Below are 23209 nucleotides of genomic sequence, written 5' to 3'. Positions count from 1 at the left end.
CGCGCCTGGCCGCGGGATGGGATGCGAGGCGCAAACCGCAGCCATAGCCGAAGCTATGGCGAGGATTTGCAACGAAGCAGACCGCCCGCAGCCGGGGTGTGCGACGCGCGAGGGACTTGTTCAGCGTTGCCTTAGGGCGTTGCCTCAAGCCGCGCAGGCGAGCAGGACGTCCACCAGCGCCTCGGGTGCGCTGATCATGGGGTCGTGACCGGTGGCGAGTTCGACCACGCGCGCGCCGGGGAGCCAGTGGCCGTCCCAGAAGCGCGCATCCCGCACGCGCTGGCGGATCACATCGATGGTGGCCAGGGGCGGCGCGGTGCAGTCGATGAAGGTGCGCGGCACGCGGGCGACCCGCTGCACGTCGAAATCGAGCGGTGCCTCGTACGTGTGACCGGGGTGCGGCGTTTGCCGCCTCGCCACCCTGGCATGCGGTTCGGCCGAGAGCCCAAACACCGCGGGGTCGGGCGGCGGAAAGCTGAAATCGGCACGCGCGCGGGCGGCGGCCAGGCGGGCCTCCCGGGTGGCGCTGGCGTGGGTGCTGCTCCAGCTCTCGCCAGGCTTGGGAACGACCGCGTCCACGTACACCAGGTGCGCGAGCCGCTCGCCCATGCGGTCGGCGACCGCCGTGCCCAGCATGCCCGCATACGAGTGCACGGCGAGCACGACCGCGTCGAGTTCCTCGGCTTCGATGACGCCGATCACGTCGGCGATATGGGTCTCGAGCGTGATGCTGGGCGAGAGCAGATGCGCGCGCTCGCCCAGCCCCGTGAGCGTGACCGCATGCACCCGGTGCCCGGCGCGTGCCAGCGGGCGCACCACCTCGCGCCAGCACCAGCCCCCGTGCCAGGCGCCATGAACCAAAACGAAATTCGCCATCAGATCACTCCTTTGCTGCGCAGATCGTCAATTCGTGCCGCGTCCCAGCCCAGCCACTCGCGCAGCACCTCGTCGGTGTGCTGTCCGAGCAGGGGCGGCGGGCGGTCGTGTCGCACCGGTGTCGCGCTGAGCTTGAGCGGGCTCGCCACGAGCTGCAGTTCGGGGTTGTAGGGGTGCGCCCAGGTCTCGACCATGCCGCGCGCGCGCACCTGCGGGTCGGCAAAGACCTCGGCGAGGTTGTTGATCGGTCCGCACGGCACCTTCGCCGCTTCGAGCGCGGCGAGCCAGTCGGCCTTGCTGCGCTGGCGCAGCAGCGACTCGAGCAGCGGAATCAAGGTGTCGCGGTGACGCACGCGCTCGGGGTTGTGGGCAAAGCGAGGGTCCTCGGCCAGGTCGGGCCGCCCCGCTACCGCGCAGAAGCGGGCGAACTGTCCGTCGTTGCCGACCGCCAGAATGATGTGTTCGCGCGTTCCGTCCGGGGCGGGCGCGACTTCGAACACCTGATAGGGCACGATGTTTTGGTGGGCATTGCCCATGCGGCGCGGCACCTGGCCGCTCACGAGATAGTTCGCGCCCAGGTTGGCCAGCATGGCCACTTGCGCGTCGAGCAAGGCGGCGTCGATCACCTGGCCCTCGCCGGTGCGCTCGGCGTGGCGTAAGGCCGCGAGAATGGCGACCGTGGCGTACAGCCCGGTGAACAGATCTGCGACCGCCACACCGACTTTTTGCGGTCCGCCGCCCCGTTCGTCGCGCTCGCCGGTCACGCTCATGAGCCCGCCCATGCCTTGGATCGCATAGTCGTACCCGGCGCGCTCGCGGTAGGGGCCGGTCTGGCCAAAGCCGGTGACGCTGCAGTAGACGAGGCGCGGGTTGATCGCGTGCAGGCTGGCCGCATCGAGCCCATATCGCGCCATGTCACCGACTTTGAAGTTTTCAATGAACACGTCGCAATGCAGCACCAGCGCGCGGATCAGCGCCTGGCCCTCGGGGTGCGACAGGTCGCAGGTGATCGAGCGCTTGTTGCGGTTGGTGCCGAGGTAGTAGGCGGCTTCGGGTGTGTCGCGTCCGCTCGTGTCTTTGAGGAACGGTGGCCCCCAATGGCGGGTGTCGTCGCCGCTGCCGGGGCGTTCGACCTTGATGACATCGGCGCCGAGGTCAGCCAGGGTCTGGGTGCACCAGGGCCCGGCGAGCACGCGGGAGAGGTCGAGGATGCGGATACCGTCGAGTGCGTTCATGCCTGCATTGTGCGCAAAGCGGCACCAACCGGCGCAAACCCGCGCATCGCTGCCGCGATAATGACCCGCATGAAGTTTCGCGCCATTTTCGTCCCCGTCTTTCTGGTTGCCGGCCTCGGGCTCGGCGCTTGCAGTCCGAGTTGGAATTGGCGCGACCTGCGCCTGGAACAAGCCCCGATCCGCATCCAATTGCCGTGCAAGCCCGAGCAGGCCAGCCGCCGCGTGCCGCTCGCCGGTGAACTGGTGGATTTACAAATGACCGGTTGCGCCACCCAGGGCACCACATTCGCCGTGACCGCCGCGCGGCTCAGCGCGGGAGCCTCGCCCGCCGCCGTGCTCGCGGCCTGGCGCGAGAGCATGCTGCAAACCCTGCATGCCAGCGAGGTGCAGGAGCGGCCCTACACCCCAAGCGGCAGCGGCATGCTGGCGCTGCCGCAATCGGTGCGGGTCGACGCGCGGGGCACGCAACCCGACGGTAAGCCGGTGCAGGCCAGCGCCGTCTGGTTTGCGCGCACCGATCCCAACGGCGTGTGGGTCGTGCATGCGGCGGTCTATGGCGCCAAGACCGACCCGGCCGTCGTCGAGACCTTCCTCGGCGCGGTGCGTGGCGACTGAGAGGCTGAGAGGGAATTGGTCATGCCCGCTTTGACGCCCCAAAACACGCCAGAGGGCGTTGCAAATGCGCGCCGTAGCCCGAGCTACGGCTGTGCTTTGCGCCTACTCGGGCGCGTTTTGGGGCGCCCCTTCCGGCACGCCCAATTACCTCTCAGCCTCTGAGGCTCGGTGGCTTGGTCGAGCCTTTGCAACGAAGCAGACCGCCCGCTGCCGGTATGCGCGGCGCGCGAGGGACTTGTTCAGCGTTGCCATAATTCCACGCCATGAACCGCGTGCTGCTCATTGCCCATGCTCCGCTGGCCAGCGCCTTGCGCGATTGCGCGGTGCATGTGTTTCCCGACGCGGCGGACCGCGTGGCCGCACTCGACGTGCAGCCCGACGTTGCGCCTGAGGCGACGCTGGCCGCCGCACGCGAACTCTGCGCGGCCTGGGCGCCCGAGGCGGTGCAGGGCGTGTTGGTGCTGAGCGACTTGTTCGGGGCGACGCCCTGCAATGTGGCCCAGCGTTTGGTCGAATCGCTGGCCGAAGAGCCGCGCGAGGCGGCGCTGATTGCGGGCGTCAACGTGCCCATGCTGCTGCGCGCCTTGAGCTATGTGCGCGAGCCGCTCGAGGCGCTGGCGTCGCGGGCTTTGCTGGGCGGCACGCAAGGGGTGATGCGGGTGGCCGCCGCAGCACCGCAGAACCAGGTGAGGAGACACCATGACCGTGACCCGGACCGTAACCATCAGCAATAAGCTCGGCTTGCACGCGCGCGCGTCGGCCAAGCTCACCAAGCTCGCGGGCAGCTTCCCCTGCGAGGTCTGGATGAGCCGCGGCGAGCGCCGCGTCAATGCCAAAAGCATCATGGGCGTGATGATGCTCGCCGCGGGTATCGGCACCGATGTGACGATCGAAACCTCGGGCGAGCGTGAGCAAGAGGCCATGGATGCCCTCGTCGCGCTCATCGACGACAAGTTCGGGGAGGGCGAGTGAGCCGCTTGCGCGCACCCCGCCGCGCCCGCCCGTACGGCTGGAGCGGCGCATGACCTTCAGCATCCACGGCCTGGCCGTTGCGCGCGGCGTGGCCATCGGCCGCGCGGTGCTGGTGGCGTCGAGCCGGCTCGACGTGGCGCACTATTTCATCGAGGCCGACCAGGTCGAGGCCGAGATCGCGCGCCTGCGCGTGGCGCGCAACTCGGTGGTGGAGGAACTGCAGCGGCTGCAGAAAGACCTGCCCAAGGATGCGCCGCATGAACTCGCGGCGCTGCTCGACGTGCATCTGATGCTGCTGCAGGACGAGGAACTGACCACTGGCGTCAAGCGCTGGATCCGCGAGCGGCTCTACAACGCGGAGTGGGCGCTCACCACGCAGTACGAAGTGCTGGCGCGCCAGTTCGATGAAATGGAGGACGCCTACCTGCGCGAGCGCAAGGCCGATCTGGAGCAGGTCGTCGAGCGCGTGTTGCGGCACATGACCGGGGCGGCCTCGCCGGTGGCCGCACCGCAGCCAGCGCGCGCCCATCGGGAGGGCGAACTGCTGCTCGACGACAGGCACGACGTGCCGCTGGTGCTGGTGGCGCATGATCTGTCGCCGGCCGACATGCTGCAGTTCAAGAAAAGCGTGTTTGCTGGCTTCGTGACCGATGTGGGCGGCAAGACCAGCCACACCGCGATCGTCGCGCGCAGCATGGACATTCCCGCCGTGGTGGGCGCGCGCACGGCCAGCCAGCTCGTGCGGCAGGACGACTGGATCATCGTCGATGGCGAGGCCGGCATCGTCATCGTCGACCCCTCGCCCATCATCCTCGCGGAGTACGGCTTCAAGCAGCGCCAGGGTGCACTGGAGCGCGAGCGGCTCTCGCGCTTGCGCCACACACCGGCGGTCACCCGCGACGGGCAGCGCATCGAGCTGCTGGCCAACATCGAAATGCCCGACGACACGCGCGCGGCGCTCAAGGTGGGCGCGGTCGGCGTCGGGCTGTTTCGCTCGGAGTTCCTGTTCATGGGCCGCCACGGCGTGCTGCCCGATGAGGAGGAGCAGTACCAGGCCTACCGCGCCGCCGTCGAAGGCATGCAAGGCCTGCCGGTGACCATTCGCACCGTCGACGTTGGCGCGGACAAGCCGTTCGACGAAGTGCGGCACGATGAGGCGCACCTCAACCCGGCGCTGGGGCTGCGCGCGATTCGCTGGAGCCTGTCGGAGCCGGCCATGTTCCTCACCCAGCTGCGCGCCATCCTGCGCGCAGCAGCCCACGGGCCGGTGAACCTATTGATTCCCATGCTCGCGCACCTCGGGGAAATACGGCAGACCCAGGTCTTGCTCGCCCAGGCGCGCGCGCAGCTCGAACGCGCGGGCACGCCCCACGGCTGGGTGCGTGTGGGCGCGATGATCGAAGTACCCGCGGCAGCCTTGATCGTCGACCGCTTTGCGCAAGGCTTCGACTTCCTCTCCATCGGCACCAACGACCTGATCCAGTACACGCTGGCCATCGACCGTGCCGACGAAACCGTCGCCCATCTCTACGACCCGCTGCATCCGGCCGTGCTGCGGCTGATTGCGGCCACGCTCGACGCGGGCACGCGCCATGGCAAGCCGGTGAGCCTCTGCGGCGAGATGGCGGGCGACCCGGCGCTCACGCGCTTGCTGCTGGGGCTGGGGCTGCGTAGCTTTTCGATGCACCCGGCGCAAATCCTCGCGGTCAAGCAAGAGGTCTTGCGCGCCGACGCCGCGCGGCTGCGCGACTGGGCGCTCGCCGTGATTGCGGACGACGAGCCCGCGGCCATGCTGGCTGCGTCGGCCTGATCAACGCGCGCGTGTGCCGACCACGGCTGCGCCGATGATGAGCGCGCCGGCCAGCCACACGCTCGGTGCCGGTGGCTCACCGCGCACCGCGACCAGCAGCAGCGTCGACAGCAGCGGCGTGAGAAAGCTCAGGATGCCGATGTGCCGCGCATCGCCACGCTTCAAGGCCGCATCCCACAAAAAGAACGCCGCGCCGAGCGGGCCCAGGCCCATCAGCGCGATCAGCCCGAGGTCGCGTGCGCTCAGGTGCACCGCCGGCTCCAGCAGCGCATGGCACAGCAGCGAAAGCAAGCCTGAGACCAGCGCGAACAGGCCGATGGCAGCGGTGGGGAAGGCGCGCACGCGCTGCGTCAGCAGCGAATAGCTCGCCCACACGAAGGCCGCGCCCGCCGCGGGCAGATAGCCCCAGGCCAGCCCGCCGGTGAGACCATCCGAGCTGCCGCGCCCGCCCAGAATCACCAGCGCCGCGCCGGCAAAGCCGATCAGCGCCGAGGCCACATGCGGCAGTCGCAGCCGCACGCCGCGCAGAAACAGCGGCGCGAGCACCACCATCAGCAGCGGCCAGAGGTAGTTCACCAGATTGGCCTCGACCGGCGGCGCGTGCGCCAGCGCGGTGAACAGCAAAAAGTGGTAGCCAAACAGCCCGTAGACGCCCAGCGCGAGCGTGCGCGTGGGGACGCGCCATTGACGAGGGTCAAGTCTGGAGAGCGGCAAAGCCACGACACTGCCGACCAGCAACGCGCTGCCCGTCAGCAGAAACGGCGGCACGTGCGCCAGCGCCACGCCCAGCGTGGCCAGCGTCGCCCACAGGCCGATGGCGCCGAGCGCCAGCAAGGTCGGTGCGGCCTTCCTCACATCGTCACCAGAAGGAAACCACGCCCATGAGCAGCTTTGACCACAAAGCCTTGATGAAAGACATCAACGAAAGCCTCGCCCCGTTCCGCAAAACCCAGCCTCATGCCATGGCCGGCTTTGGCCAGCTCGCGCGCGCCGCCGTGACCGATGGCGTGCTCAGCGCCAAGCACAAGGAGCTGATCGCGCTGGCGATCGGGATTTCCAAGGGCTGCTCGGGGTGTATCGGCTTTCATGTGAAGGCGCTGCACCAGCTCGGCTGCACGCGCGCCGAGTTGGAAGAGATGCTCGCGGTTTGCGTCTACATGGGCGGCGGCCCATCGCTGATGTACTCGGCCGAGGCCCTGGCTGCGTGGGAGAAAACGGCGCCGGAAGCCCAAGCGTCTGCTACATAACGAATAGCACAGGAGCGGCATTTCACGCCGGCATATGGCCAAAAAGCCTGAAAACCGTGCTCAGCGGGTGCCTGCGGCCTCGCCGAGCACGCCGCCGGCCTGCTGGTCGGCGTGGTAGCTGCTGCGCACCAGCGCGCCCACGGCCGCGTGGCGAAAGCCCATCGCGTAAGCCTGTTCCTCGAACATGCGGAAGGTGTCGGGGTGCACGTAGCGCCGCACCGGCAGGTGGTGGCCGCTGGGCGCGAGGTACTGGCCGATGGTCAGCATGTCGATGTCATGCGCGCGCATGTCGCGCATGACCTGCAGGATTTCCTCGTCCGTCTCGCCCAGGCCCACCATCAGGCCGCTCTTGGTCGGGATGTGCGGGAACAGCGCCTTGAACTTCTTGAGCAGGTTCAGGCTGAACGCATAGTCCGAGCCCGGGCGTGCTTCCTTGTAGAGCCGCGGCACCGTCTCGAGGTTGTGGTTCATCACGTCGGGCGGAGCGGCCTTGAGGATTTCGAGCGCGCGGTCGTCGCGGCCGCGGAAGTCCGGCACCAGCACCTCGATTTGCGTCTGGGGCGAGAGCTCGCGCGTCTTGCGGATGCACGCGACGAAGTGGCCGGCACCGCCGTCGCGCAGGTCGTCACGGTCCACGCTGGTGATGACGACATAGCGCAGCTTGAGCGCGGCAATCGTGCGCGCCAGGTTTTCCGGCTCCGCCGGGTCGAGCGGGTCCGGCCGGCCGTGGCCTACGTCACAGAACGGGCAGCGGCGCGTGCACTTGTCACCCATGATCATGAAGGTGGCCGTGCCCTTGCCGAAGCACTCGCCGATGTTGGGGCAGCTCGCCTCCTCGCACACGGTGACAAGCTTGTTGGCGCGCAGGATGTCCTTAATCTCATAGAAACGCGTGGTCGGGCTGCCCGCCTTCACCCGGATCCACTCGGGCTTGCGCAGCACTTCGCCGGTGGAGTGCACCTTCACCGGAATGCGCGCGAGTTTGGCCGCGGCCTTCTGCTTGGCGCTGGCGTCATAGGCTTCGCGCGGCTGGGCGTCGTGTACGATGCGGGATTCGGTGGGGTTCATGGTCATGGCGTCTCAGGCGCGGCCTTCAGTGGGGGCGGGGTGCGAGTCGGCGCTCGAGCTCCCGCGCGAGCTGCCGGGCCACGTCGTCCCAGCGCGCTGCGACGCCGATTGTAGAAAGGTCCACCGTGCGCAAGCCCGCGTAGCCGCAGGGGTTGATGCGCGCATAGGGCTCGAGGTCCATCGCCACGTTGAGCGCCACGCCGTGGTAGCTGCAATTGCGGCTGACCTTGATGCCCAGCGCCGCGATCTTGCCCAGCCCGCGGAACGGGTCGCCCGCGGGCATGGGGCCGGTGAGCGCGGCATGCGAGAACGGGTCGTCGAGTCGTACATAGACGCCGGGCGCGCCGCTGACGCGGTGGCCGGTGACACCGAACTGCGCCAGCGTGTCGATCAGCGCAGCTTCGAGCCGCCAGACGTATTCCTTGACGAAATAGCCCGCGCGCCGCAGATCGATCAGCGGATAGGCCACCACCTGCCCCGGTCCGTGGTAGGTCACCTGTCCGCCGCGGTTGGTCTGCACCACCGGAATGTCACCGGGTGCGAGCACATGCTCCGCGCGGCCCGCCAGCCCCTGCGTGTACACGCTCGGATGCTCGCAGATCCAGAGTTCGTCGGGCGTGTGTGCGTCGCGCCGGGCGGTGTAGTCCTGCATCGCCGCCAACGTCGGACCATAGTCCACGCGGCCGAGCCAGCGCGTCTGCATCGCGCCCGCCGGCTCGGTCACAGCACCACCTGCACCATCGGGTGCGTGGAGAGCGTGCGGTAAAGCTCATCGAGCTGCTCGCGGCTCGTCGCGTGGATGTGCAAGGTCAGGCCGAGGTATTTGCCGGTGCGGCTCGGGCGTTGCTCGAGGGTTTGCGGGTCGTAGGCCGGATCAAAAGCCCGCGCCACATGCACCACGGCCTCGACGAAGCCCTCCACCTGCGCACCCATGACCTTGATTGGGAACAGGCACGGATACTCGATCAGCGAGTCCTGGTGCGGCTTTCCCAAGCGGTCGTTCGGATTCGTCGGCTCGTTCATTGCGAAGACTCCTGCTTGGCTTGTTGATACGCCGCGTACAGCGCCGCATAAACCGGCCCCGGCTTGCCGCTGCCCACGGGGCGGTCATCGAGCGTCGTCACGGGTAGTACCTCCTTCGTGGCCGATGACAGCAACAACTCATCGGCTGCTTCCACCTCCGCTCGGTCGATCCGCCGCAACTCGAAACCCAGGCCCAGCTGGCGGCAGAACGATTCGATCAGGCGATAACGCACCCCTTCGAGCACCAGATGGTCGAGCGGTGGCCCCATCACGGTGCGCCCCCGCACCACCCACACATTGCTCGCCGAGCCTTCGCTCAGGAAGCCCTCGCGGAACATGATGGTTTCTGCAGCGCCCACGTCGGCGCTGATTTGCCGCGCCAACACAGACCCGAGCAGGCTGGTGCTTTTGATGTGCGCCAGCTTCCAGCGGAAATCCTCGGCGCTGACGCAGGCCACCCCAAGTGCGCGGTCGAGGCTTGAGGGCGGTCGCATCACGTTCGTCATCGCAAACACCGTGGGGCTTGCGTCCGTCGGGATGACATGGTCACGCAGCGCGACGCCCCGCGTGACCTGCAGATAGACCAACTGGTCGAGCCGGCTCACGTCGCCTTCGGCGCGCTGCACGGCTAGGCGCTCGATCAGCTGCTGCGCGATCGCCAGCCAGCCCGCGCGGTCGAGCGGTGGGGTCATGCGGACGGCGGCCAGCGAACGCTCGAGCCGATCCATGTGCTGCGCGAACAGGAAGGGTCGCCCCGCATAGACCGGGATCACTTCGTAGACGCCGTCGCCAAAAATGAACCCGCGGTCCATCACGCTGACTCGGGCGTTGGGCAACTCGGTGTACGCGCCGTTGAGGTAGCAGGGCAGAGGAGGCAAATCTTCGGCTTGCATGAGCGGGATTGTCCAACGCTTTTGGCAACGCTGAATAAGTTTCCGCGATGGTGCGCGCCCGGCTGCGGGATGGGATGCGAGGCGCAAACCGAGACAATAGCCGCAGCTATGGCGAGGATTTGCAACGACGCAGACCGCCCGCAGCCGGGATGCGCGACGCGCGAAGGACTTGTTCGGCGTTGCCTTTTGCCCCGCGGAGGCGCCCCCTTGGTTTCGGGAGCTGGCCGCCTCGGGCGAAAAGCCTGGCGATTCAGGGGTTTCTACGTATAATGAGGGGCTTTGCAGGCACCACGCAGCACTTCGGCGGCGAGTCCCGGTGGGCTTTCGATCCTGAGCCCAGTCGGAAAACCTCTGGATCCACAAGATGACACGTGACGATTCGGCGGAAGAATTCAAGCCGCTGAGCGCCGAAGAAGCTCGGGCCCTGCTGGAGCGGCTTCCCCGGCTCTCGCCTTGGCGGGTCGTGTGGGTCCAGGCGATCGTCGGGTTCATCGTTGCGGCGATGGCGGGCGTCCTCAGCGGCCGACTGGCCGTTTTGGGGTCGGCGGCCTACGGCGCCTTGGCGGTCGTGTTGCCCACGGCCGTCTTGGCTCGGGGGATCTCCGGCAAGGCGGCTTCGGGTGCGTCCCAGTCGGCGATGCGGTTCTTCGTCTGGGAAGCGGCAAAAGTTGGACTGACGGTGGCACTGCTGATGTTGGCGCCCCGCCTGGTCCCAGGTTTGAGTTGGCCTGCGCTGTTGATCGGCCTGGTGCTGACGATGAAGGCATATTGGGTGGCGCTTTGGCGTCGCGCATCGTTTGGAAACTGAAAACGGGTAGGAACACCGATGGCTGCTGAACAACACGGACCGACCGCGGGCGAGTACATCGTCCACCACCTCACCCATTGGCAAAACAAGCCGATGCAAGGGGTGATCGACTTTTCCGTCTTCAACCTCGATTCCATTTTCTGGTCGGTGGTCTTGGGCATCGTCGGCACCTGGCTGCTGTGGCGCGCCGCCCGTTCCGCCACTTCGGGGGTTCCTGGACGTTTCCAAGCGGCCGTCGAAATCCTGGTCGAAATGGTCGACAGCCAGGCCAAGGGCATCATCCACAATGCCGAGAGCCGCAAGCTCGTCGCCCCCATGGCCCTGACCGTGTTTGTCTGGATCTTCCTGATGAACGCCATGGACCTTTTACCGGTCGACTTCATTCCCATGATCTGGTCTTGGATCTACGGCGCGGCCGGGCACGATCCACATCATGCCTACATGCGCGTCGTCCCCACTGCGGACCTTTCCACGACGCTCGGACTGTCGGTCTCGGTGCTGCTCGTCTGCATTGCCTACAACATCAAGATCAAGGGTATCGGCGGCTGGGTCCACGAGCTGTTCACCGCGCCTTTCGGCAGCCACCCCTTGCTGTGGCCGGTCAATTTCGTGATGCAGATGATCGAATTTGCAGCCAAAACGGTTTCGCACGGGATGCGACTGTTTGGCAACATGTACGCGGGTGAGCTGGTCTTCATGCTGATCGCACTGATGGGCGGCGCTGCAGCGATGTCGCTGTCGGGCATCTTGCTGTCGATCGGGCATGTGATTGCGGGCAGCATTTGGGCCATCTTCCACATCCTGATCATCACGCTGCAGGCTTTCATCTTCATGATGCTGACGCTGATCTACACCGGTCAGGCCCACGAAGCCCACTGAGTTCCGTTCCGCTTTCCCCTTTTTTCCTTTCCACTTAACCTTTAGGAGCTTTTCATGGAAAACATTCTCGGTCTCGTCGCTCTGGCTTGCGGCATCATCGTTGGTCTGGGCGCCATCGGTGCCTCCATCGGCATCGCCCTGATGGGTGGCAAGTTCCTGGAATCCTCCGCCCGCCAGCCCGAGCTGATGAACGAACTGCAGACCAAGATGTTCATTCTGGCTGGTCTGATCGACGCCGCCTTCCTGATCGGTGTGGCCATCGCTCTGCTGTTCGCTTTCGCCAACCCCTTCGTGCTGCGCTGATTCCGCTCGCCTTTCACGACCGAAAGGACAAGCCGTGAACATCAATGCAACCCTGTTCCTGCAGGCGGTTGTCTTTGCGATCCTGGTCTGGTTCACGATGAAGTTCGTGTGGCCGCCGATCACCAAGGCGCTGGACGAGCGGGCTCAGAAAATCGCCGACGGGCTTGCCGCGGCCGACAAGGCGCGGTCCGAGCTGTCCGCCGCGAATCAGCGCATCGAGGCCGAACTGGCCCAGGCGCGCGCGGAATCGGCGGCCCGTCTGGCCGAAGCCGAGCGGATGGCGCAGCGCGTCATCGAGGAGGCCAAGGCTCGCGCCAATGAAGAGGCAGCCAAGATCGTTGCAGCCGCTCAGGCCGAAGCCGAGCAGCAAGCCGTCAAGGCGCGCGAAGCGCTCCGTGAGCAGGTCGCGATTCTGGCCGTCAAAGGCGCCGAGCAAATCCTGCGTAAGGAAGTCAATCCGGCCGTCCACGCAGAATTGCTCCATCGTCTGAAGTCTGAGCTGTAAGAGGGACGTCCATGGCCGAACTTGCCACCATTGCACGCCCCTACGCCGAAGCTCTGTTCAAGGCGACCGCCGCCGATCTCGACGGCACGGTGGCATGGCTCGACGAGCTCGCTGTCATTGCCCAAAACGAGCAACTGTTGCAGTTTGCGGAAGATCCCAAGGTCAGTGCCGAACAGGTTTTCGAGCTGGTTCGCTCGGTGCTGCGCACCCCGTTGCCCGAAGTGGGGCAGAATTTTCTGCGGACCGTGATCGAGAACGGGCGCCTTGCGGTCTTGCCCGAGATCGCGGCCCAATACCGCGCCTTGCGCAGCGAGCAGCGCGGTGTCGCAGAAGCGGTCATCCAAAGCGCCTACCCGATCGATCCCGCCGCGTTGCAAGACGTCTTGGCGGTGCTCGAGCGGCGCTTTGGTCGCAAGCTCGACGCCCGCGTCGAAGTCGACCCGGCTTTGATCGGCGGGATCCGCGTCTCGGTGGGCGACGAGGTGCTCGACGCCTCGGTCCAAGCCCGTTTGGAACAAATGAAAGTCGCGCTGACGGCGTAAGCCATCGGCTCATTTAAGAAAGAAGGAAAGAGTCATGCAACTCAATCCCGCAGAGATTTCCGAACTCATCAAGAGTCGCATCGAAGGGCTGGCCCCCAGCGCCGACATTCGCAACCAGGGCACCGTCGTGTCCGTGACGGACGGCATCGTCCGCATCCACGGTCTGTCCAACGCGATGCAGGGCGAAATGCTCGAATTCCCGGCGACCGCGGCCGGCGTTCCCACCTATGGCCTTGCCTTGAACCTCGAGCGCGACTCCGTCGGCGCCGTGATTCTGGGCGAGTACGAGCACATTTCGGAAGGCGACACCGTCAAGTGCACGGGCCGCATTCTCGAAGTGCCCGTGGGCCCCGAACTCATCGGCCGCGTCGTCAACGCGCTGGGCCAACCCATTGACGGCAAGGGCCCGATCAATGCCAAGCTCACCGACGTCATCGAAAAGGTCGCCCCGGGCGTGATCGCCCGGAAGTCGGTCGACCAACCCGTCCAGACCGGTCTGAAGTCCATCGACTCGATGGTCCCGGTCGGCCGTGGCCAGCGTGAATTGATCATTGGCGACCGCCAGACCGGTAAGACTGCCGTGGCGATCGACGCGATCATCAATCAAAAAGGTCAGAACATGACCTGTATCTACGTGGCCATCGGTCAAAAGGCCTCGTCGATCAAGAACGTCGTTCGTGCGCTCGAGCAGGCCGGCGCGATGGAGTACACCATCGTCGTGGCTGCTTCGGCATCCGAGTCGGCCGCCATGCAGTACATCGCAGCCTACTCCGGCTGCACGATGGGTGAATACTTCCGTGACCGAGGCCAGGACGCCCTCATCGTCTATGACGATCTGTCGAAGCAGGCGGTGGCCTACCGCCAGGTGTCGCTGCTGCTGCGCCGTCCGCCGGGCCGCGAAGCCTACCCTGGCGACATCTTCTACCTGCACAGCCGTCTGCTCGAGCGGGCTGCGCGCGTGAACGCCGACTATGTCGAGAAGTTCACCAATGGCGAAGTCAAGGGCAAGACCGGCTCGTTGACCGCGTTGCCGATCATCGAAACCCAAGCTGGTGACGTCTCGGCCTTCGTTCCGACCAACGTGATTTCGATCACGGACGGCCAGATCTTCTTGGAAACCAACCTGTTCAACGCCGGCATCCGTCCCGCCATCAACGCGGGTATCTCGGTGTCTCGCGTGGGTGGTGCGGCGCAGACCAAGCTGATCAAGTCGCTCTCCGGCGGCATCCGGACCGACCTCGCGCAGTACCGCGAACTCGCGGCCTTCGCCCAGTTTGCGTCGGACCTCGACGAAGCCACGCGCAAGCAACTCGACCGCGGCGCGCGCGTCACCGAGCTGCTCAAGCAGCCGCAGTACAGCCCGCTGCCCATCTCGCTGATGGCCGCCTCGCTGTACGCGGTGAACAAGGGCTTTCTCGACGACATCGACGTGAAGAAAGTCCTTCCGTTCGAACATGGCCTGCATGCTTATCTGAAAGACAAGCACGCCGCGCTGTTGGCCAAGCTCGAAGCCGAGAAGGCCATGGACAAGGACGCCGAGGCCGAGCTCAACGCCGCCATCACCGCCTTCAAGAAAACGTTCGCCTGAACGCGTCGGAGCTTTAGGAGGCTGATATGGCAGCAGGCAAGGAAATTCGGGACAAGATCAAATCGGTGGAGAACACCAAGAAGATCACCAAGGCGATGGAAATGGTCGCCGCCTCCAAGATGCGCAAAGCGCAGGACCGGATGCGTGCTGCCCGCCCCTACAGTGAGAAAGTGCGGGCCATTGCGGTCAACCTCGGCGAGGCCAACCCCGAATACGTGCATCCGTTCATGCGGGTTCACGATGTGAAGGCGTCGGGCTTCGTGGTGGTCACGACGGACAAGGGCTTGTGCGGCGGCATGAATACCAACATCCTTCGTGCCGTGACCAACAAGATGCGCGATGTCCAGGCGCAGGGCCACGACATCCGCACGGTCGCCATCGGCAACAAGGGGTTGGGCTTCCTCAACCGCATCGGCGCGAAGGTGTTTGCCCAAGCGACGCAGCTCGGCGACACCCCGCACCTCGATCGCCTCATCGGCCCGGTCAAGGTGCTGCTCGACCAATACGCCAAGGGCGAACTCAACGCGGTTTACCTGTGCTACACCCGCTTCATCAACACGATGAAGCAGGAGTCGGTCGTCGAGCGCCTGTTGCCCCTGTCGGCCGCCGAGATGAGTGAGCAGTCGCGTGCCGCCGGCGCGCAACACTCCTGGGACTACATCTACGAGCCCGATGCGCAAAGCGTCATCGATGACCTGCTGCTTCGCTATGTCGAGGCATTGGTTTATCAGGCCGTCGCGGAAAACATGGCGTCCGAGCAGTCCGCTCGGATGGTGGCCATGAAGGCGGCGACCGACAACGCGGGCAACGTGATCAGTGAACTCAAGCTCGTCTACAACAAGACGCGCCAAGCGGGCATCACGAAGGAACTCTCCGAGATCGTGGCGGGCGCCGCTGCGGTCTGACGGCAGGCCGCAGGGTCGACGGTTCATCAAGATTGATATTTTTGGAGCAAAAAATGGCTCAGGTTGAAGGAAAAATTGTTCAGTGCATCGGCGCCGTCGTGGACGTCGAGTTTCCGCGGGACCAAATGCCCAAGGTGTACGACGCACTCAAGATGGAAGGGTCGGCGCTGACTTTGGAAGTTCAGCAACAGCTCGGCGACGGCATCGTTCGTACCATTGCGCTGGGCTCTTCCGAGGGTCTGCGTCGCGGCATGGTGGTGCAGAACACCGGCCACCCAATCACCGTGCCCGTCGGCAAGGCGACCCTCGGGCGCATCATGGACGTGCTCGGCAACCCCATCGACGAGCGAGGGCCGGTCGATTCCGAGCTCACCGCCTCGATTCACCGCAAGGCGCCGTCTTATGACGAGCTGTCGCCTTCGACCGAGCTGCTCGAGACCGGCATCAAGGTGATCGACTTGGTTTGCCCGTTTGCCAAGGGCGGCAAGGTGGGTCTGTTCGGCGGCGCCGGTGTCGGCAAGACCGTCAACATGATGGAACTCATCAACAACATCGCCAAGGCGCACTCGGGTCTGTCCGTGTTCGCGGGCGTGGGTGAGCGCACCCGCGAGGGCAACGACTTCTACCACGAGATGGCCGAGTCGGGCGTCGTGAAGCTCGACAACCTCGCCGAGTCGAAAGTGGCCATGGTGTACGGTCAGATGAACGAGCCGCCGGGCAACCGCCTGCGCGTGGCGCTCACCGGTCTGACCATCGCTGAATCCTTCCGCGACGAGGGCCGTGACGTGCTGTTCTTCGTGGACAACATCTATCGCTACACCCTAGCCGGTACCGAAGTGTCCGCGCTGTTGGGCCGTATGCCTTCGGCCGTGGGTTATCAGCCGACGCTGGCGGAAGAAATGGGTCGGCTGCAAGAGCGGATCACCTCGACCAAAGTGGGCTCGATCACCTCGATTCAGGCCGTCTACGTTCCGGCCGACGACTTGACCGACCCGTCGCCCGCGACGACCTTCGCGCACCTGGACTCGACCGTCGTGTTGTCTCGTGACATTGCCGCGCTCGGTATCTATCCCGCGGTGGATCCGCTGGACTCGACCAGCCGTCAGCTCGACCCGCTGGTCGTGGGTCAGGAGCACTACGAAACCGCGCGCGCCGTCCAAGGCACGCTGCAGCGCTACAAAGAACTGCGCGACATCATCGCCATTCTCGGTATGGACGAGTTGGCTCCCGAAGACAAGCTGGCGGTGGCCCGCGCCCGGAAGATGCAGCGCTTCCTGTCGCAGCCGTTCCACGTGGCTGAAGTGTTCACGGGCGCCCCTGGCAAGTACGTCCCGCTGTCCGAGACGATCCGGGGTTTCAAGATGATCGTCAACGGCGAGTGCGACCATCTGCCCGAGCAGGCCTTCTACATGGTCGGCACGATCGACGAGGCGTTCGAGAAGGCGAAGAAACTGGCCTGAAGCTGAGCGGCCTGGCTTTCCTGTTCGGGGCGGGCCAGGCCATCCGTCCGGTTTTCTTCCAACTTCTCATTTCATGGAGCAACTATGAGCACGATCCACGTCGATGTGGTCAGCGCCGAGGAGTCCATCTTCTCGGGAGAGGCGCGTTTCGTCGCCTTGCCCGGTGAGGTGGGCGAACTGGGCATCTATCCGCGCCATACGCCGCTGATTTCGCGCATCAAGGCGGGGTCGGTTCGTATCGAGCTCGCGGACGGGCGAGAAGAGTTCATCTTCGTCGCTGGTGGCATCCTCGAAGTTCAGCCCAATCGGGTCACGGTTCTGTCGGACACGGCGGTTCGCGGCAAGGATCTCGACGAAGAGAAAGCCAACGAGGCGCGCCGTGCCGCCGAAGAAGCGCTCAAGAACGCCAAGAGCGAGATCGAGCTGGCCAAGGCTCAATCCGAACTGGCGGTCATGGCCGCCCAGCTCGCCGCCTTGCGCAAGTACCGCAGCAAGAAGTGGAGCGACTGAAGCCGACTCGCTCCGCTCGCCCCCTCGAAAAGCCCCCGTGAAATGTGCTTTCCGCGGGGGTTTTGTTTTTTGGATCTGCGAGAACCGCTCATGGGCTCAGCGGCCGGGGGCGCACCGCCGACCGGTGCACGCCCACACGGCAGCTATTCGGCGTGGCCCGAGGCGCCCTCCCGGCGATAGTGGCCCGACTTGCCACCCTTTTTTTCGATCAGGCGCACCGACTGGATGGTCATGCCGCGATCGACTGCCTTGCACATGTCGTAGATGGTCAGGAGAGCCACCTGGACAGCCGTCAGCGCCTCCATTTCGACGCCGGTTGGGCCGACCGTTTCCACCGTCGCCTGGCACTCCACGGCGGGCGTTTCACCGCGTTCGGGCGCGCTGGCCGTGAGTTCGATCGCGACGTGGGTCAAGGCCAAAGGGTGGCACAAGGGAATGAGGTCGCTCGTGCGCTTGGCGGCCATGATGCCGGCAATCCGAGCGATGCCCAGGACGTCGCCCTTACGGCTGGTGCCCGCCCGGATCTGCTCGAGCGTGGCCGGCTGCATCTCGATGCGGCCCGCAGCGACGGCGGTTCGGCGGGTCGCGGGCTTTTCGGCGACGTCGACCATATGGGCGCGGCCCTGCGCATCGAAATGCGTGAGCGTCGAGGTGTCAGATGGGTCGGTCTTCATAGGGCAGTGTCCGGGTTGGGCGCGGAGTTGAACCCAGATTGTCCATTAGGCGGCCCTGTGGGCCTACGCACGCCCTGGCGGTCGCTTTGCGGCGTCTTCGCCCCCGTGCTCGTCGCCAATAGCCTCGGCTATTGGCTCCTCCCCCGTGCGCGAATCCACGCGCAAACCGCCGCGCCATCTTCGTGCGTCCTAATGGACAATCTGGGTTGAATTTTGCGCGCATCATAGTGCTTCGCTTTCCCTCCTCTGAAGGCTACGTTCCGATATGAAGCCCATGGTCCAGGCGCTGCGCGCGCATTTGCCCCGGTTGCTGCGGTTTCGTCCCATGGTGCTGGCCCTTTCGATCGGTCTCGCAGCCGTGACCAGCCTGGCGCCGAGCCCGAGCGCTGCGCAACTTCCGGCACTCGGCGATGGTGGCTCGCTGGGGGCTGCCGAAGAGCGCAGCATCGGTGAGCGCATCGCGCGCCTGATCTATGCCGACCCCGACTATCTGGAGGATCCCGTCCTGGCCGACTATGTCGAGGGTGTGTGGGCGCCCCTTCTCGCCGCGGCCAAGCTGCGGGGGGAATTGCCGCAGGAACTCGAAGACCGCTTCGCCTGGCAAATCATGTTGTTGCGCGACCGCAGCATCAATGCGTTTGCGCTGCCGGGCGGCTACCTGGGCCTGAATCTGGGCCTGATCGGCGCGGTGAGCCAGCGGGATGAACTCGCTTCGGTGCTGGCGCATGAGCTCAGCCATGTGACGCAACGGCACATTGCCCGCATGTTCGAGCGGCAGGATCAGCAGGCGCCCTTGTTGCTCGGGGCGTTGTTGCTGGGGGCGGTGGCGATGAGCCGCAACCCGGAAATGGCCAACGCCATCCTCGTGGGCGGCCAGGCGGTCGCCGCGCAACAGCAACTCAACTTCACCCGTGACATGGAGCGTGAAGCGGACCGCGTCGGGTTGGGCCTGATGGGCCAAGCCGGCTACCAGCCGGAGGCTTTCGTGCGGATGTTCGAGCGGCTGCAGCAAAGCGCACGCCTCAACGACGATGGAAGCTTTCCCTACCTGCGCAGCCACCCGCTCACGACCGAACGTCTCGCGGAGATGCGCGCTCGATTGTCGGAGCGTGCCAACCCCGGCGCTGAGCCGCCAACGGACATGACCCAAATGCTGATGGCGGCGCGCGCGCGGGTGCTGGCCAAGCCGGGCGCCGATGCGCTGCGCCGATGGGCGCAGGAGCCGCGCGATCCGGCTTTCGCGACCCAAAGTGCGCCGCGCCGGGCAGCGGCGCTGTATGCCGCGGCCTTGGCGCAGCAGGCGCTGGGCGATGCCTCGGCCGCAGAACGGATCGCGGCGGACCTAGTCCCTCTCGTATCGGACGATGCGCAAGCCTCGCGCTGGGTGCGCCTGCTGCGCGCCGAGTTGGCGCTGAACGCTGGCCGCCCCGATGTTGCCCTCGCAGTGTTGCGGCTGGGCGGTCCGCAGCAGCGCGAGAGCCTGCCGCGTCCGGAGCGTCTGCTGGTGGCCGAGGTCGAAATCCAGCGGGGTCAGCCCGAGCGCGCGGCGGCGGCCTTGCAAACCTGGCTGGCCACCCATCCGAAGGATGGCCTGGCCTGGCAGTGGCTTGCGCAAGCCTGGCGCAAGCAAGGCTTGACCGCGCAACCCGTGCGTGCCGAGGGCGAGCAACGTTGGGCACGGCTGGACCTGACCGGCGCGCTCGACCGCTTCCGGGCCGCGCAAGCGCTCCTTGCGCAGGCGCCAAAAACGCCTGCCAATGACATCGAAGCGGCGATTGTCGACAGCCGGGTGCGTCAAACTCAGGCGGCCTTGAAGGAGGAATTGCAGCGCGAGCGGCCCAGCCGCTGAGGCCGCGTTGCCTTAGGGCAACGCTGAACAAGTCCCTCGCGCGTCGCGCATCCCGGCTGCGGGCGGTCTGCTTCGTTGCAAATCCTCGCCATAGCTGCGGCTATTGTCTCGGTTTGCGCCTCGCATCCCATCCCGCGGCCGCTCGCGCACCATCGCGGGAACTTATTCAGCGTTGCCTTAGACGACCGCGTCGATCAGCAAGCCGAGCGCCGAATAAATCAGCGAGCCGAGGAGTGCCGCACCAAAGCCGCTGACCTGAAAGCCCGCGAGAATGCTGCCCGCGAGCCAAAACATCAAGGCGTTGATGACGAAAAGGAACAGCCCCAGCGTCACGACGGTGACCGGCAGGGTCAGCAGCACCAGCACCGGCCGCACGATGGTGTTGAGCAGGCCGATGACCGCCGCCGCGACGAGCGCCGCGGTGAATCCAGCGACCTGCACGCCCGGATAGAGCTGAGACACCGCCACCAGCGCGATGGCGTAGAGAAACCACTTCAAAATGAGCTTCATGGCGGCAGGATAACACCGCCCAAGGGCAAGGCGGGAAATCGACTCGCCCTCGGGCGCAGCCCGACGCGCTGCCGACAGTCCCTGGGTTCAGCCGGCGGGCTTCGAGCGCCGGCGGCGCCAAAGGTCCAGGCCCAGAACGCCTGCGACGCAGAGGACGCCCAAGCCCCAGCGGGCAGCGGTTTGCCCCGTGGTGGCGGCCTGTGCGTTGCCAAACCAGGGGGCCAGCAGCGGCTCGCCGGCCACCATGTGGGCGCCGGTCCAGGCCAGGACGGCGGCGCCGAGATGAATGATCACCGGGAAGCGCTCCACGAGCTTGAGGACGACGCTACTGCCGAACACGACGATGGGCACGCTGATCAACAGCCCGACGATCACCAAATCGATGGCGCCGTGGGCGGCCCCCGCCACACCGAGCACGTTGTCGATGCCCATCAGGGCGTCGGCGACGACGATGGTGCGGATGGCGCCAGCGAAGGTCTGGGCCGGTTTGACCAGAGCCTGTCCCTCGTCGTCGGTGCCCTCGTCATCGTCGAGCAACTGATACGCGATCCAAAGCAGACCGAGGCCGCCGACGGCCATGAGGCCCGGGATGCGCAGCAACCAAACCACCCCGACCGTCATGGCGCTGCGCACGACGATGGCGCCCACCGTTCCCCAGACGATGGCCCGGCGCTGCAGCGCGCTGGGCAGGGTGCGCGCCGCCAGCGCGATGACGATGGCGTTGTCGCCGGCCAGGACGAGGTCGATCAGAACGATGGCGAGCAGAGCGGACCACCAGGCCGCGGAGAACAGATCCAACAAGGTCACTTCCAATTCAGAGGCGCTGCAACAAGGCCGCCAATGATAGGACGAGCAGGACGGACGGGAGCGGCTGGGTGCGCTCGTGTTGGACGGCGGCCCAAATCCCCACGCTCGGCGGGTCGATCGCTTGTCGACTACGATCATTGCACCGAAAGGGGAGTAGCGAGCCTAGGCGGCGGGGGATGACCCGAAGCCCGGGCGCAGAGGTCCCGTCAGCACGTCGGTCCGGGCAACCCAGCGTTGCCGCAAGGAGCCGTCCGGGTTCTGCAGAGTCTGAAGCCTCCCGCAAGACCTTTTGGTGCTTAGGCAACGCTGAATCAGTTCCCGCGATGGCGCGTGCCCGGCCGCGGGATGGGATGCGAGGCGCAAACCGCAGTCATAGCCGCAGCTATGGCGAGGATTTGCAACGACGCAGACCGCCCGCAGCCGGGATGCGCGGCGCGCGAGGGACTGGTTCAGCGTTGCCCTTATCCCTGGCTCGCGCCGGGGTTGGTTTCACCCTGTATCGAGGTCTTGCATGCAAACCGTAGCACCCCTGTGGCTTTGGGCCCTGTTCGTCGCGATCGTCATCGTCGCCCTCTGGATCGATTTTTCCGTCCTCAAACGCGATGGACCGCGCGACACCGGCTTTCGCCAGGCGCTGAACTGGTCGCTGATCTGGGTCGGCGTGAGTTTCGCCTTCAACGCGCTGCTATGGGCGGCGCTGTGGCACACCAGTGGCGACTCTGCGTTTGCCACGGCCCGTGCGCTCGAGTTTTTCACCGGCTATTTGCTCGAAAAGAGCCTGGCGGTGGACAACATTTTTGTGTTTCTGATGATCTTCAGCTACTTCGCGGTGCCCGCGGCGTATCAGAAGCGGGTGCTGATGATCGGCGTGCTCGGCGCCATTGCGCTGCGCGCGGTGATGATTCTGCTCGGCGCTTGGCTGCTGGCCCAATTTCACTGGGTGCTCTATGTGTTTGGCGCGTTCCTGCTGATCACCGGGGTGAAGATGTGGCGTGCCGCGGGTGAAGAGCCCGCGCTGGAAGACAACCCGGCGCTGCGGCTGCTCAAACGCGTGTTGCCCGTCAGCGCGCAGTACGACGGCGAGCGCTTCTGGACCCGGGAAAACGGCGTCCGCGTGGCCACGCCCTTGTTGATGGTGGTGGCGCTCGTCGCGTTGACCGACGTGGTGTTCGCGGTGGATTCGATTCCCGCGATTTTTGCCATCACCACCGACCCCTTCATCGTGCTGACCAGCAACGTGTTTGCGGTTCTGGGGCTGCGCGCGATGTACTTTCTGCTCGCGGCCGTGGCGGCGCGCTTTCACCTGCTGAGTTACGGTTTGGCGCTGATCCTGGTGTTCATCGGCACCAAGATGCTGATCGTCGATTTCATCCAGATTCCGATCTGGCTGTCACTCGGCGTGGTGGTGAGCATCCTCATCGGCGCGATGCTGCTGAGCCTGCGGGGAGCCGGGACCAAGCCGGCTGCCTAAGGCAACGCTGAACCAGTCCCTCGCGCGCCGCGCATCCCGGCTGCGGGCGGTCCGCTTCGTTGCAAATCCTCGCCATAGCTTCGGCTATGGCTGCGGTTTGCGCCTTGCATCCCATCCCGCGGCCGGGCACGCGCCATCGCGGGAACTGATTCAGCGTCGCCCTAAAATCGAAAACCATGGCCGAGATTCACATCGCCGACCTCGAAGCCGCGATCAACTGGTGGCGGGAGCGCGCGCCGGCCGGTGACGGTCTGAGCCTCGCGCCGCCGCTGCAGGCGCTGGCCGAACTTTATGGACGTCTCGTCTGGGCGCGCGCGACCACCGTGCCGCCCGAGGCTTTCAGCGCCGAGGCCTGGGATGCATGGCTGGCCTGGTACGAGACCACGCCGGACACACCGTGCATTGCGATCTGCTCGACCAGCCAGGGGGATGCGGTGTGCAAAGGCTGCGGCCGCAGCTTCGACGAGGTGCAGCACTGGCCGGCTTTCTCGCCAGCGCAAAAGCGCGCCGTCTGGCGCCGCATCAGCGCCGAGGGCAGCGCCTGGCGCTTCAACCGCTACGCCGAGCGGGCGGTTGCTGGCGGTGCGAGTGCTCCAAAATAAGTAGCTTTATCTGACCGTTTGGCGCTGGGGTACGGCCAGAAATCCTCGAAAACCGGT

Annotated in this window: 27 protein-coding genes; 17 read left to right on the top strand and 10 right to left on the bottom strand. The window is 65.8% G+C overall.

Annotated elements, in window-relative coordinates; translation table 11 throughout:
- Positions 1–144 precede the first annotated feature (144 nt).
- Entirely contained in the window at positions 145–876 is a 732-nt protein-coding gene (locus tag EDC62_RS00275) for an alpha/beta fold hydrolase (protein WP_124219194.1), read from the bottom strand.
- Complete coding sequence (locus EDC62_RS00270) at positions 876–2111, bottom strand: CaiB/BaiF CoA transferase family protein (RefSeq protein ID WP_124219192.1); 1236 nt, start codon at positions 2109–2111, stop codon at positions 876–878. The genes EDC62_RS00275 and EDC62_RS00270 overlap by 1 nt, the downstream gene beginning before the upstream one ends.
- A gap of 69 nt (positions 2112–2180) precedes the next feature.
- On the opposite strand from EDC62_RS00270, the gene EDC62_RS00265 reads away from it, so the two are divergent.
- The 4 genes from EDC62_RS00265 to ptsP all read left to right on the top strand — a co-directional run bounded on the left by EDC62_RS00265 (position 2181) and on the right by ptsP (position 5508).
- Positions 2181–2726 carry a hypothetical protein gene (locus EDC62_RS00265; RefSeq protein ID WP_124219190.1) on the top strand — a complete coding sequence of 182 codons (546 nt, stop codon included), beginning with the start codon at positions 2181–2183 and terminating at the stop codon, positions 2724–2726.
- Positions 2727–2989: 263 nt separating this feature from the next.
- Positions 2990–3460 (top strand): PTS sugar transporter subunit IIA, encoded by a 471-nt coding sequence (locus EDC62_RS00260; RefSeq protein ID WP_124219188.1) that lies wholly within the window; start codon positions 2990–2992, stop codon positions 3458–3460.
- Positions 3426–3698 (top strand): HPr family phosphocarrier protein, encoded by a 273-nt coding sequence (locus tag EDC62_RS00255; protein WP_124219187.1) that lies wholly within the window; start codon positions 3426–3428, stop codon positions 3696–3698. The genes EDC62_RS00260 and EDC62_RS00255 overlap by 35 nt, the downstream gene beginning before the upstream one ends.
- Positions 3699–3747: 49 nt before the next feature.
- Positions 3748–5508 carry a phosphoenolpyruvate--protein phosphotransferase gene (ptsP, locus tag EDC62_RS00250; protein ID WP_124219184.1) on the top strand — a complete coding sequence of 587 codons (1761 nt, stop codon included), beginning with the start codon at positions 3748–3750 and terminating at the stop codon, positions 5506–5508.
- Here the strand turns inward: ptsP and EDC62_RS00245 are convergent, their stop codons facing one another.
- Positions 5509–6363 carry a DMT family transporter gene (locus EDC62_RS00245; protein ID WP_245968700.1) on the bottom strand — a complete coding sequence of 285 codons (855 nt, stop codon included), beginning with the start codon at positions 6361–6363 and terminating at the stop codon, positions 5509–5511.
- A gap of 26 nt (positions 6364–6389) precedes the next feature.
- Between EDC62_RS00245 and EDC62_RS00240 the strand changes: the two genes are divergently transcribed.
- A complete protein-coding gene (locus EDC62_RS00240; protein WP_124219182.1) occupies positions 6390–6755 on the top strand; it encodes a carboxymuconolactone decarboxylase family protein in 366 nt (121 codons plus the stop codon).
- 60 nt (positions 6756–6815) lie between these two features.
- On the opposite strand, the gene lipA is transcribed toward EDC62_RS00240, so the two are convergent.
- Genes lipA through EDC62_RS00220 form a run of 4 tightly spaced genes read right to left on the bottom strand, consistent with a single transcriptional unit; the run spans position 6816 to position 9739 of the window.
- On the bottom strand, positions 6816–7823 hold the full coding sequence (gene lipA, locus EDC62_RS00235) for a lipoyl synthase (RefSeq protein ID WP_124221023.1): 1008 nt from the start codon (positions 7821–7823) through the stop codon (positions 6816–6818).
- A 25-nt stretch (positions 7824–7848) separates the two neighbouring features.
- The gene (gene lipB / locus EDC62_RS00230) at positions 7849–8526 is read right to left on the bottom strand and encodes a lipoyl(octanoyl) transferase LipB (RefSeq protein WP_124221021.1); all 678 of its coding nucleotides are present in this window, start codon (positions 8524–8526) and stop codon (positions 7849–7851) included.
- Between the two features lie 17 nt (positions 8527–8543).
- Positions 8544–8846 carry a YbeD family protein gene (locus EDC62_RS00225; RefSeq protein WP_124219180.1) on the bottom strand — a complete coding sequence of 101 codons (303 nt, stop codon included), beginning with the start codon at positions 8844–8846 and terminating at the stop codon, positions 8544–8546.
- Complete coding sequence (locus EDC62_RS00220; protein WP_245968699.1) at positions 8843–9739, bottom strand: aminotransferase class IV; 897 nt, start codon at positions 9737–9739, stop codon at positions 8843–8845. The genes EDC62_RS00225 and EDC62_RS00220 overlap by 4 nt, the downstream gene beginning before the upstream one ends.
- Positions 9740–10103: 364 nt before the next feature.
- On the opposite strand from EDC62_RS00220, the gene EDC62_RS00215 reads away from it, so the two are divergent.
- The 9 genes from EDC62_RS00215 (at position 10104) to EDC62_RS00175 (ending at position 17239) form a co-directional block, all read left to right on the top strand.
- A complete protein-coding gene (locus tag EDC62_RS00215) occupies positions 10104–10547 on the top strand; it encodes an ATP synthase subunit I (protein WP_124219178.1) in 444 nt (147 codons plus the stop codon).
- A gap of 18 nt (positions 10548–10565) precedes the next feature.
- Positions 10566–11426 (top strand): F0F1 ATP synthase subunit A, encoded by an 861-nt coding sequence (gene atpB, locus EDC62_RS00210; protein WP_124219176.1) that lies wholly within the window; start codon positions 10566–10568, stop codon positions 11424–11426.
- A gap of 54 nt (positions 11427–11480) precedes the next feature.
- Positions 11481–11729, top strand: a complete 249-nt coding sequence (gene atpE, locus EDC62_RS00205; protein WP_058933479.1) for a F0F1 ATP synthase subunit C — start codon at positions 11481–11483, stop codon at positions 11727–11729.
- Between the two features lie 34 nt (positions 11730–11763).
- Positions 11764–12234: a F0F1 ATP synthase subunit B gene (locus tag EDC62_RS00200; protein WP_124219174.1), complete on the top strand. Its 471-nt coding sequence runs from the start codon at positions 11764–11766 to the stop codon at positions 12232–12234.
- An 11-nt stretch (positions 12235–12245) separates the two neighbouring features.
- Entirely contained in the window at positions 12246–12776 is a 531-nt protein-coding gene (locus EDC62_RS00195; RefSeq protein WP_124219172.1) for a F0F1 ATP synthase subunit delta, read from the top strand.
- 34 nt (positions 12777–12810) lie between these two features.
- A complete protein-coding gene (atpA, locus tag EDC62_RS00190; protein ID WP_124219170.1) occupies positions 12811–14364 on the top strand; it encodes a F0F1 ATP synthase subunit alpha in 1554 nt (517 codons plus the stop codon).
- Positions 14365–14390: 26 nt separating this feature from the next.
- Complete coding sequence (gene atpG, locus EDC62_RS00185; protein ID WP_124219168.1) at positions 14391–15269, top strand: F0F1 ATP synthase subunit gamma; 879 nt, start codon at positions 14391–14393, stop codon at positions 15267–15269.
- A gap of 53 nt (positions 15270–15322) precedes the next feature.
- A complete protein-coding gene (gene atpD, locus EDC62_RS00180; RefSeq protein WP_124219166.1) occupies positions 15323–16729 on the top strand; it encodes a F0F1 ATP synthase subunit beta in 1407 nt (468 codons plus the stop codon).
- An 84-nt stretch (positions 16730–16813) separates the two neighbouring features.
- Positions 16814–17239: a F0F1 ATP synthase subunit epsilon gene (locus EDC62_RS00175; protein WP_124219164.1), complete on the top strand. Its 426-nt coding sequence runs from the start codon at positions 16814–16816 to the stop codon at positions 17237–17239.
- Between the two features lie 143 nt (positions 17240–17382).
- Here the strand turns inward: EDC62_RS00175 and moaC are convergent, their stop codons facing one another.
- Positions 17383–17913 (bottom strand): cyclic pyranopterin monophosphate synthase MoaC, encoded by a 531-nt coding sequence (gene moaC, locus EDC62_RS00170; protein ID WP_124219162.1) that lies wholly within the window; start codon positions 17911–17913, stop codon positions 17383–17385.
- A 265-nt stretch (positions 17914–18178) separates the two neighbouring features.
- On the opposite strand from moaC, the gene EDC62_RS00165 reads away from it, so the two are divergent.
- Complete coding sequence (locus EDC62_RS00165; protein ID WP_342767059.1) at positions 18179–19762, top strand: M48 family metalloprotease; 1584 nt, start codon at positions 18179–18181, stop codon at positions 19760–19762.
- 177 nt (positions 19763–19939) lie between these two features.
- Here EDC62_RS00165 and EDC62_RS00160 read toward each other — a convergent pair whose 3' ends face one another.
- Together EDC62_RS00160 and EDC62_RS00155 are read right to left on the bottom strand one after the other, a co-directional pair.
- A complete protein-coding gene (locus EDC62_RS00160; RefSeq protein ID WP_124219160.1) occupies positions 19940–20272 on the bottom strand; it encodes a phage holin family protein in 333 nt (110 codons plus the stop codon).
- Between the two features lie 87 nt (positions 20273–20359).
- Positions 20360–21070: a TerC family protein gene (locus EDC62_RS00155; protein ID WP_124221015.1), complete on the bottom strand. Its 711-nt coding sequence runs from the start codon at positions 21068–21070 to the stop codon at positions 20360–20362.
- Positions 21071–21590: 520 nt separating this feature from the next.
- Here EDC62_RS00155 and EDC62_RS00150 point away from each other — a divergent pair.
- Positions 21591–22550 (top strand): TerC family protein, encoded by a 960-nt coding sequence (locus EDC62_RS00150; protein WP_124219158.1) that lies wholly within the window; start codon positions 21591–21593, stop codon positions 22548–22550.
- A gap of 176 nt (positions 22551–22726) precedes the next feature.
- A complete protein-coding gene (locus EDC62_RS00145) occupies positions 22727–23152 on the top strand; it encodes a DUF3717 domain-containing protein (protein WP_124219156.1) in 426 nt (141 codons plus the stop codon).
- Positions 23153–23209 lie beyond the last annotated feature (57 nt).

Origin of the sequence: Tibeticola sediminis (genome assembly GCF_003843835.1) — a bacterium.
Lineage (GTDB): Bacteria > Pseudomonadota > Gammaproteobacteria > Burkholderiales > Burkholderiaceae_C > Tibeticola > Tibeticola sediminis.
Note: the sequence above shows the minus strand (reverse complement) of the source record. Positions and strands in the feature narration are given on the sequence as shown.

Coding starts and splice junctions, on each gene's coding strand:
- EDC62_RS00275 (WP_124219194.1), bottom strand. CDS start 876: ATGGCGAATTTCGTTTTGGTTCATGGCGCCTGGCACGGGGGCTGGTGC.
- EDC62_RS00270 (WP_124219192.1), bottom strand. CDS start 2,111: ATGAACGCACTCGACGGTATCCGCATCCTCGACCTCTCCCGCGTGCTC.
- EDC62_RS00265 (WP_124219190.1), top strand. CDS start 2,181: ATGAAGTTTCGCGCCATTTTCGTCCCCGTCTTTCTGGTTGCCGGCCTC.
- EDC62_RS00260 (WP_124219188.1), top strand. CDS start 2,990: ATGAACCGCGTGCTGCTCATTGCCCATGCTCCGCTGGCCAGCGCCTTG.
- EDC62_RS00255 (WP_124219187.1), top strand. CDS start 3,426: ATGACCGTGACCCGGACCGTAACCATCAGCAATAAGCTCGGCTTGCAC.
- ptsP (WP_124219184.1), top strand. CDS start 3,748: ATGACCTTCAGCATCCACGGCCTGGCCGTTGCGCGCGGCGTGGCCATC.
- EDC62_RS00240 (WP_124219182.1), top strand. CDS start 6,390: ATGAGCAGCTTTGACCACAAAGCCTTGATGAAAGACATCAACGAAAGC.
- lipA (WP_124221023.1), bottom strand. CDS start 7,823: ATGAACCCCACCGAATCCCGCATCGTACACGACGCCCAGCCGCGCGAA.
- lipB (WP_124221021.1), bottom strand. CDS start 8,526: ATGCAGACGCGCTGGCTCGGCCGCGTGGACTATGGTCCGACGTTGGCG.
- EDC62_RS00225 (WP_124219180.1), bottom strand. CDS start 8,846: ATGAACGAGCCGACGAATCCGAACGACCGCTTGGGAAAGCCGCACCAG.
- EDC62_RS00220 (WP_245968699.1), bottom strand. CDS start 9,739: ATGCAAGCCGAAGATTTGCCTCCTCTGCCCTGCTACCTCAACGGCGCG.
- EDC62_RS00215 (WP_124219178.1), top strand. CDS start 10,104: ATGACACGTGACGATTCGGCGGAAGAATTCAAGCCGCTGAGCGCCGAA.
- atpB (WP_124219176.1), top strand. CDS start 10,566: ATGGCTGCTGAACAACACGGACCGACCGCGGGCGAGTACATCGTCCAC.
- atpE (WP_058933479.1), top strand. CDS start 11,481: ATGGAAAACATTCTCGGTCTCGTCGCTCTGGCTTGCGGCATCATCGTT.
- EDC62_RS00195 (WP_124219172.1), top strand. CDS start 12,246: ATGGCCGAACTTGCCACCATTGCACGCCCCTACGCCGAAGCTCTGTTC.
- atpA (WP_124219170.1), top strand. CDS start 12,811: ATGCAACTCAATCCCGCAGAGATTTCCGAACTCATCAAGAGTCGCATC.
- atpG (WP_124219168.1), top strand. CDS start 14,391: ATGGCAGCAGGCAAGGAAATTCGGGACAAGATCAAATCGGTGGAGAAC.
- atpD (WP_124219166.1), top strand. CDS start 15,323: ATGGCTCAGGTTGAAGGAAAAATTGTTCAGTGCATCGGCGCCGTCGTG.
- EDC62_RS00175 (WP_124219164.1), top strand. CDS start 16,814: ATGAGCACGATCCACGTCGATGTGGTCAGCGCCGAGGAGTCCATCTTC.
- moaC (WP_124219162.1), bottom strand. CDS start 17,913: ATGAAGACCGACCCATCTGACACCTCGACGCTCACGCATTTCGATGCG.
- EDC62_RS00165 (WP_342767059.1), top strand. CDS start 18,179: ATGAAGCCCATGGTCCAGGCGCTGCGCGCGCATTTGCCCCGGTTGCTG.
- EDC62_RS00160 (WP_124219160.1), bottom strand. CDS start 20,272: ATGAAGCTCATTTTGAAGTGGTTTCTCTACGCCATCGCGCTGGTGGCG.
- EDC62_RS00150 (WP_124219158.1), top strand. CDS start 21,591: ATGCAAACCGTAGCACCCCTGTGGCTTTGGGCCCTGTTCGTCGCGATC.
- EDC62_RS00145 (WP_124219156.1), top strand. CDS start 22,727: ATGGCCGAGATTCACATCGCCGACCTCGAAGCCGCGATCAACTGGTGG.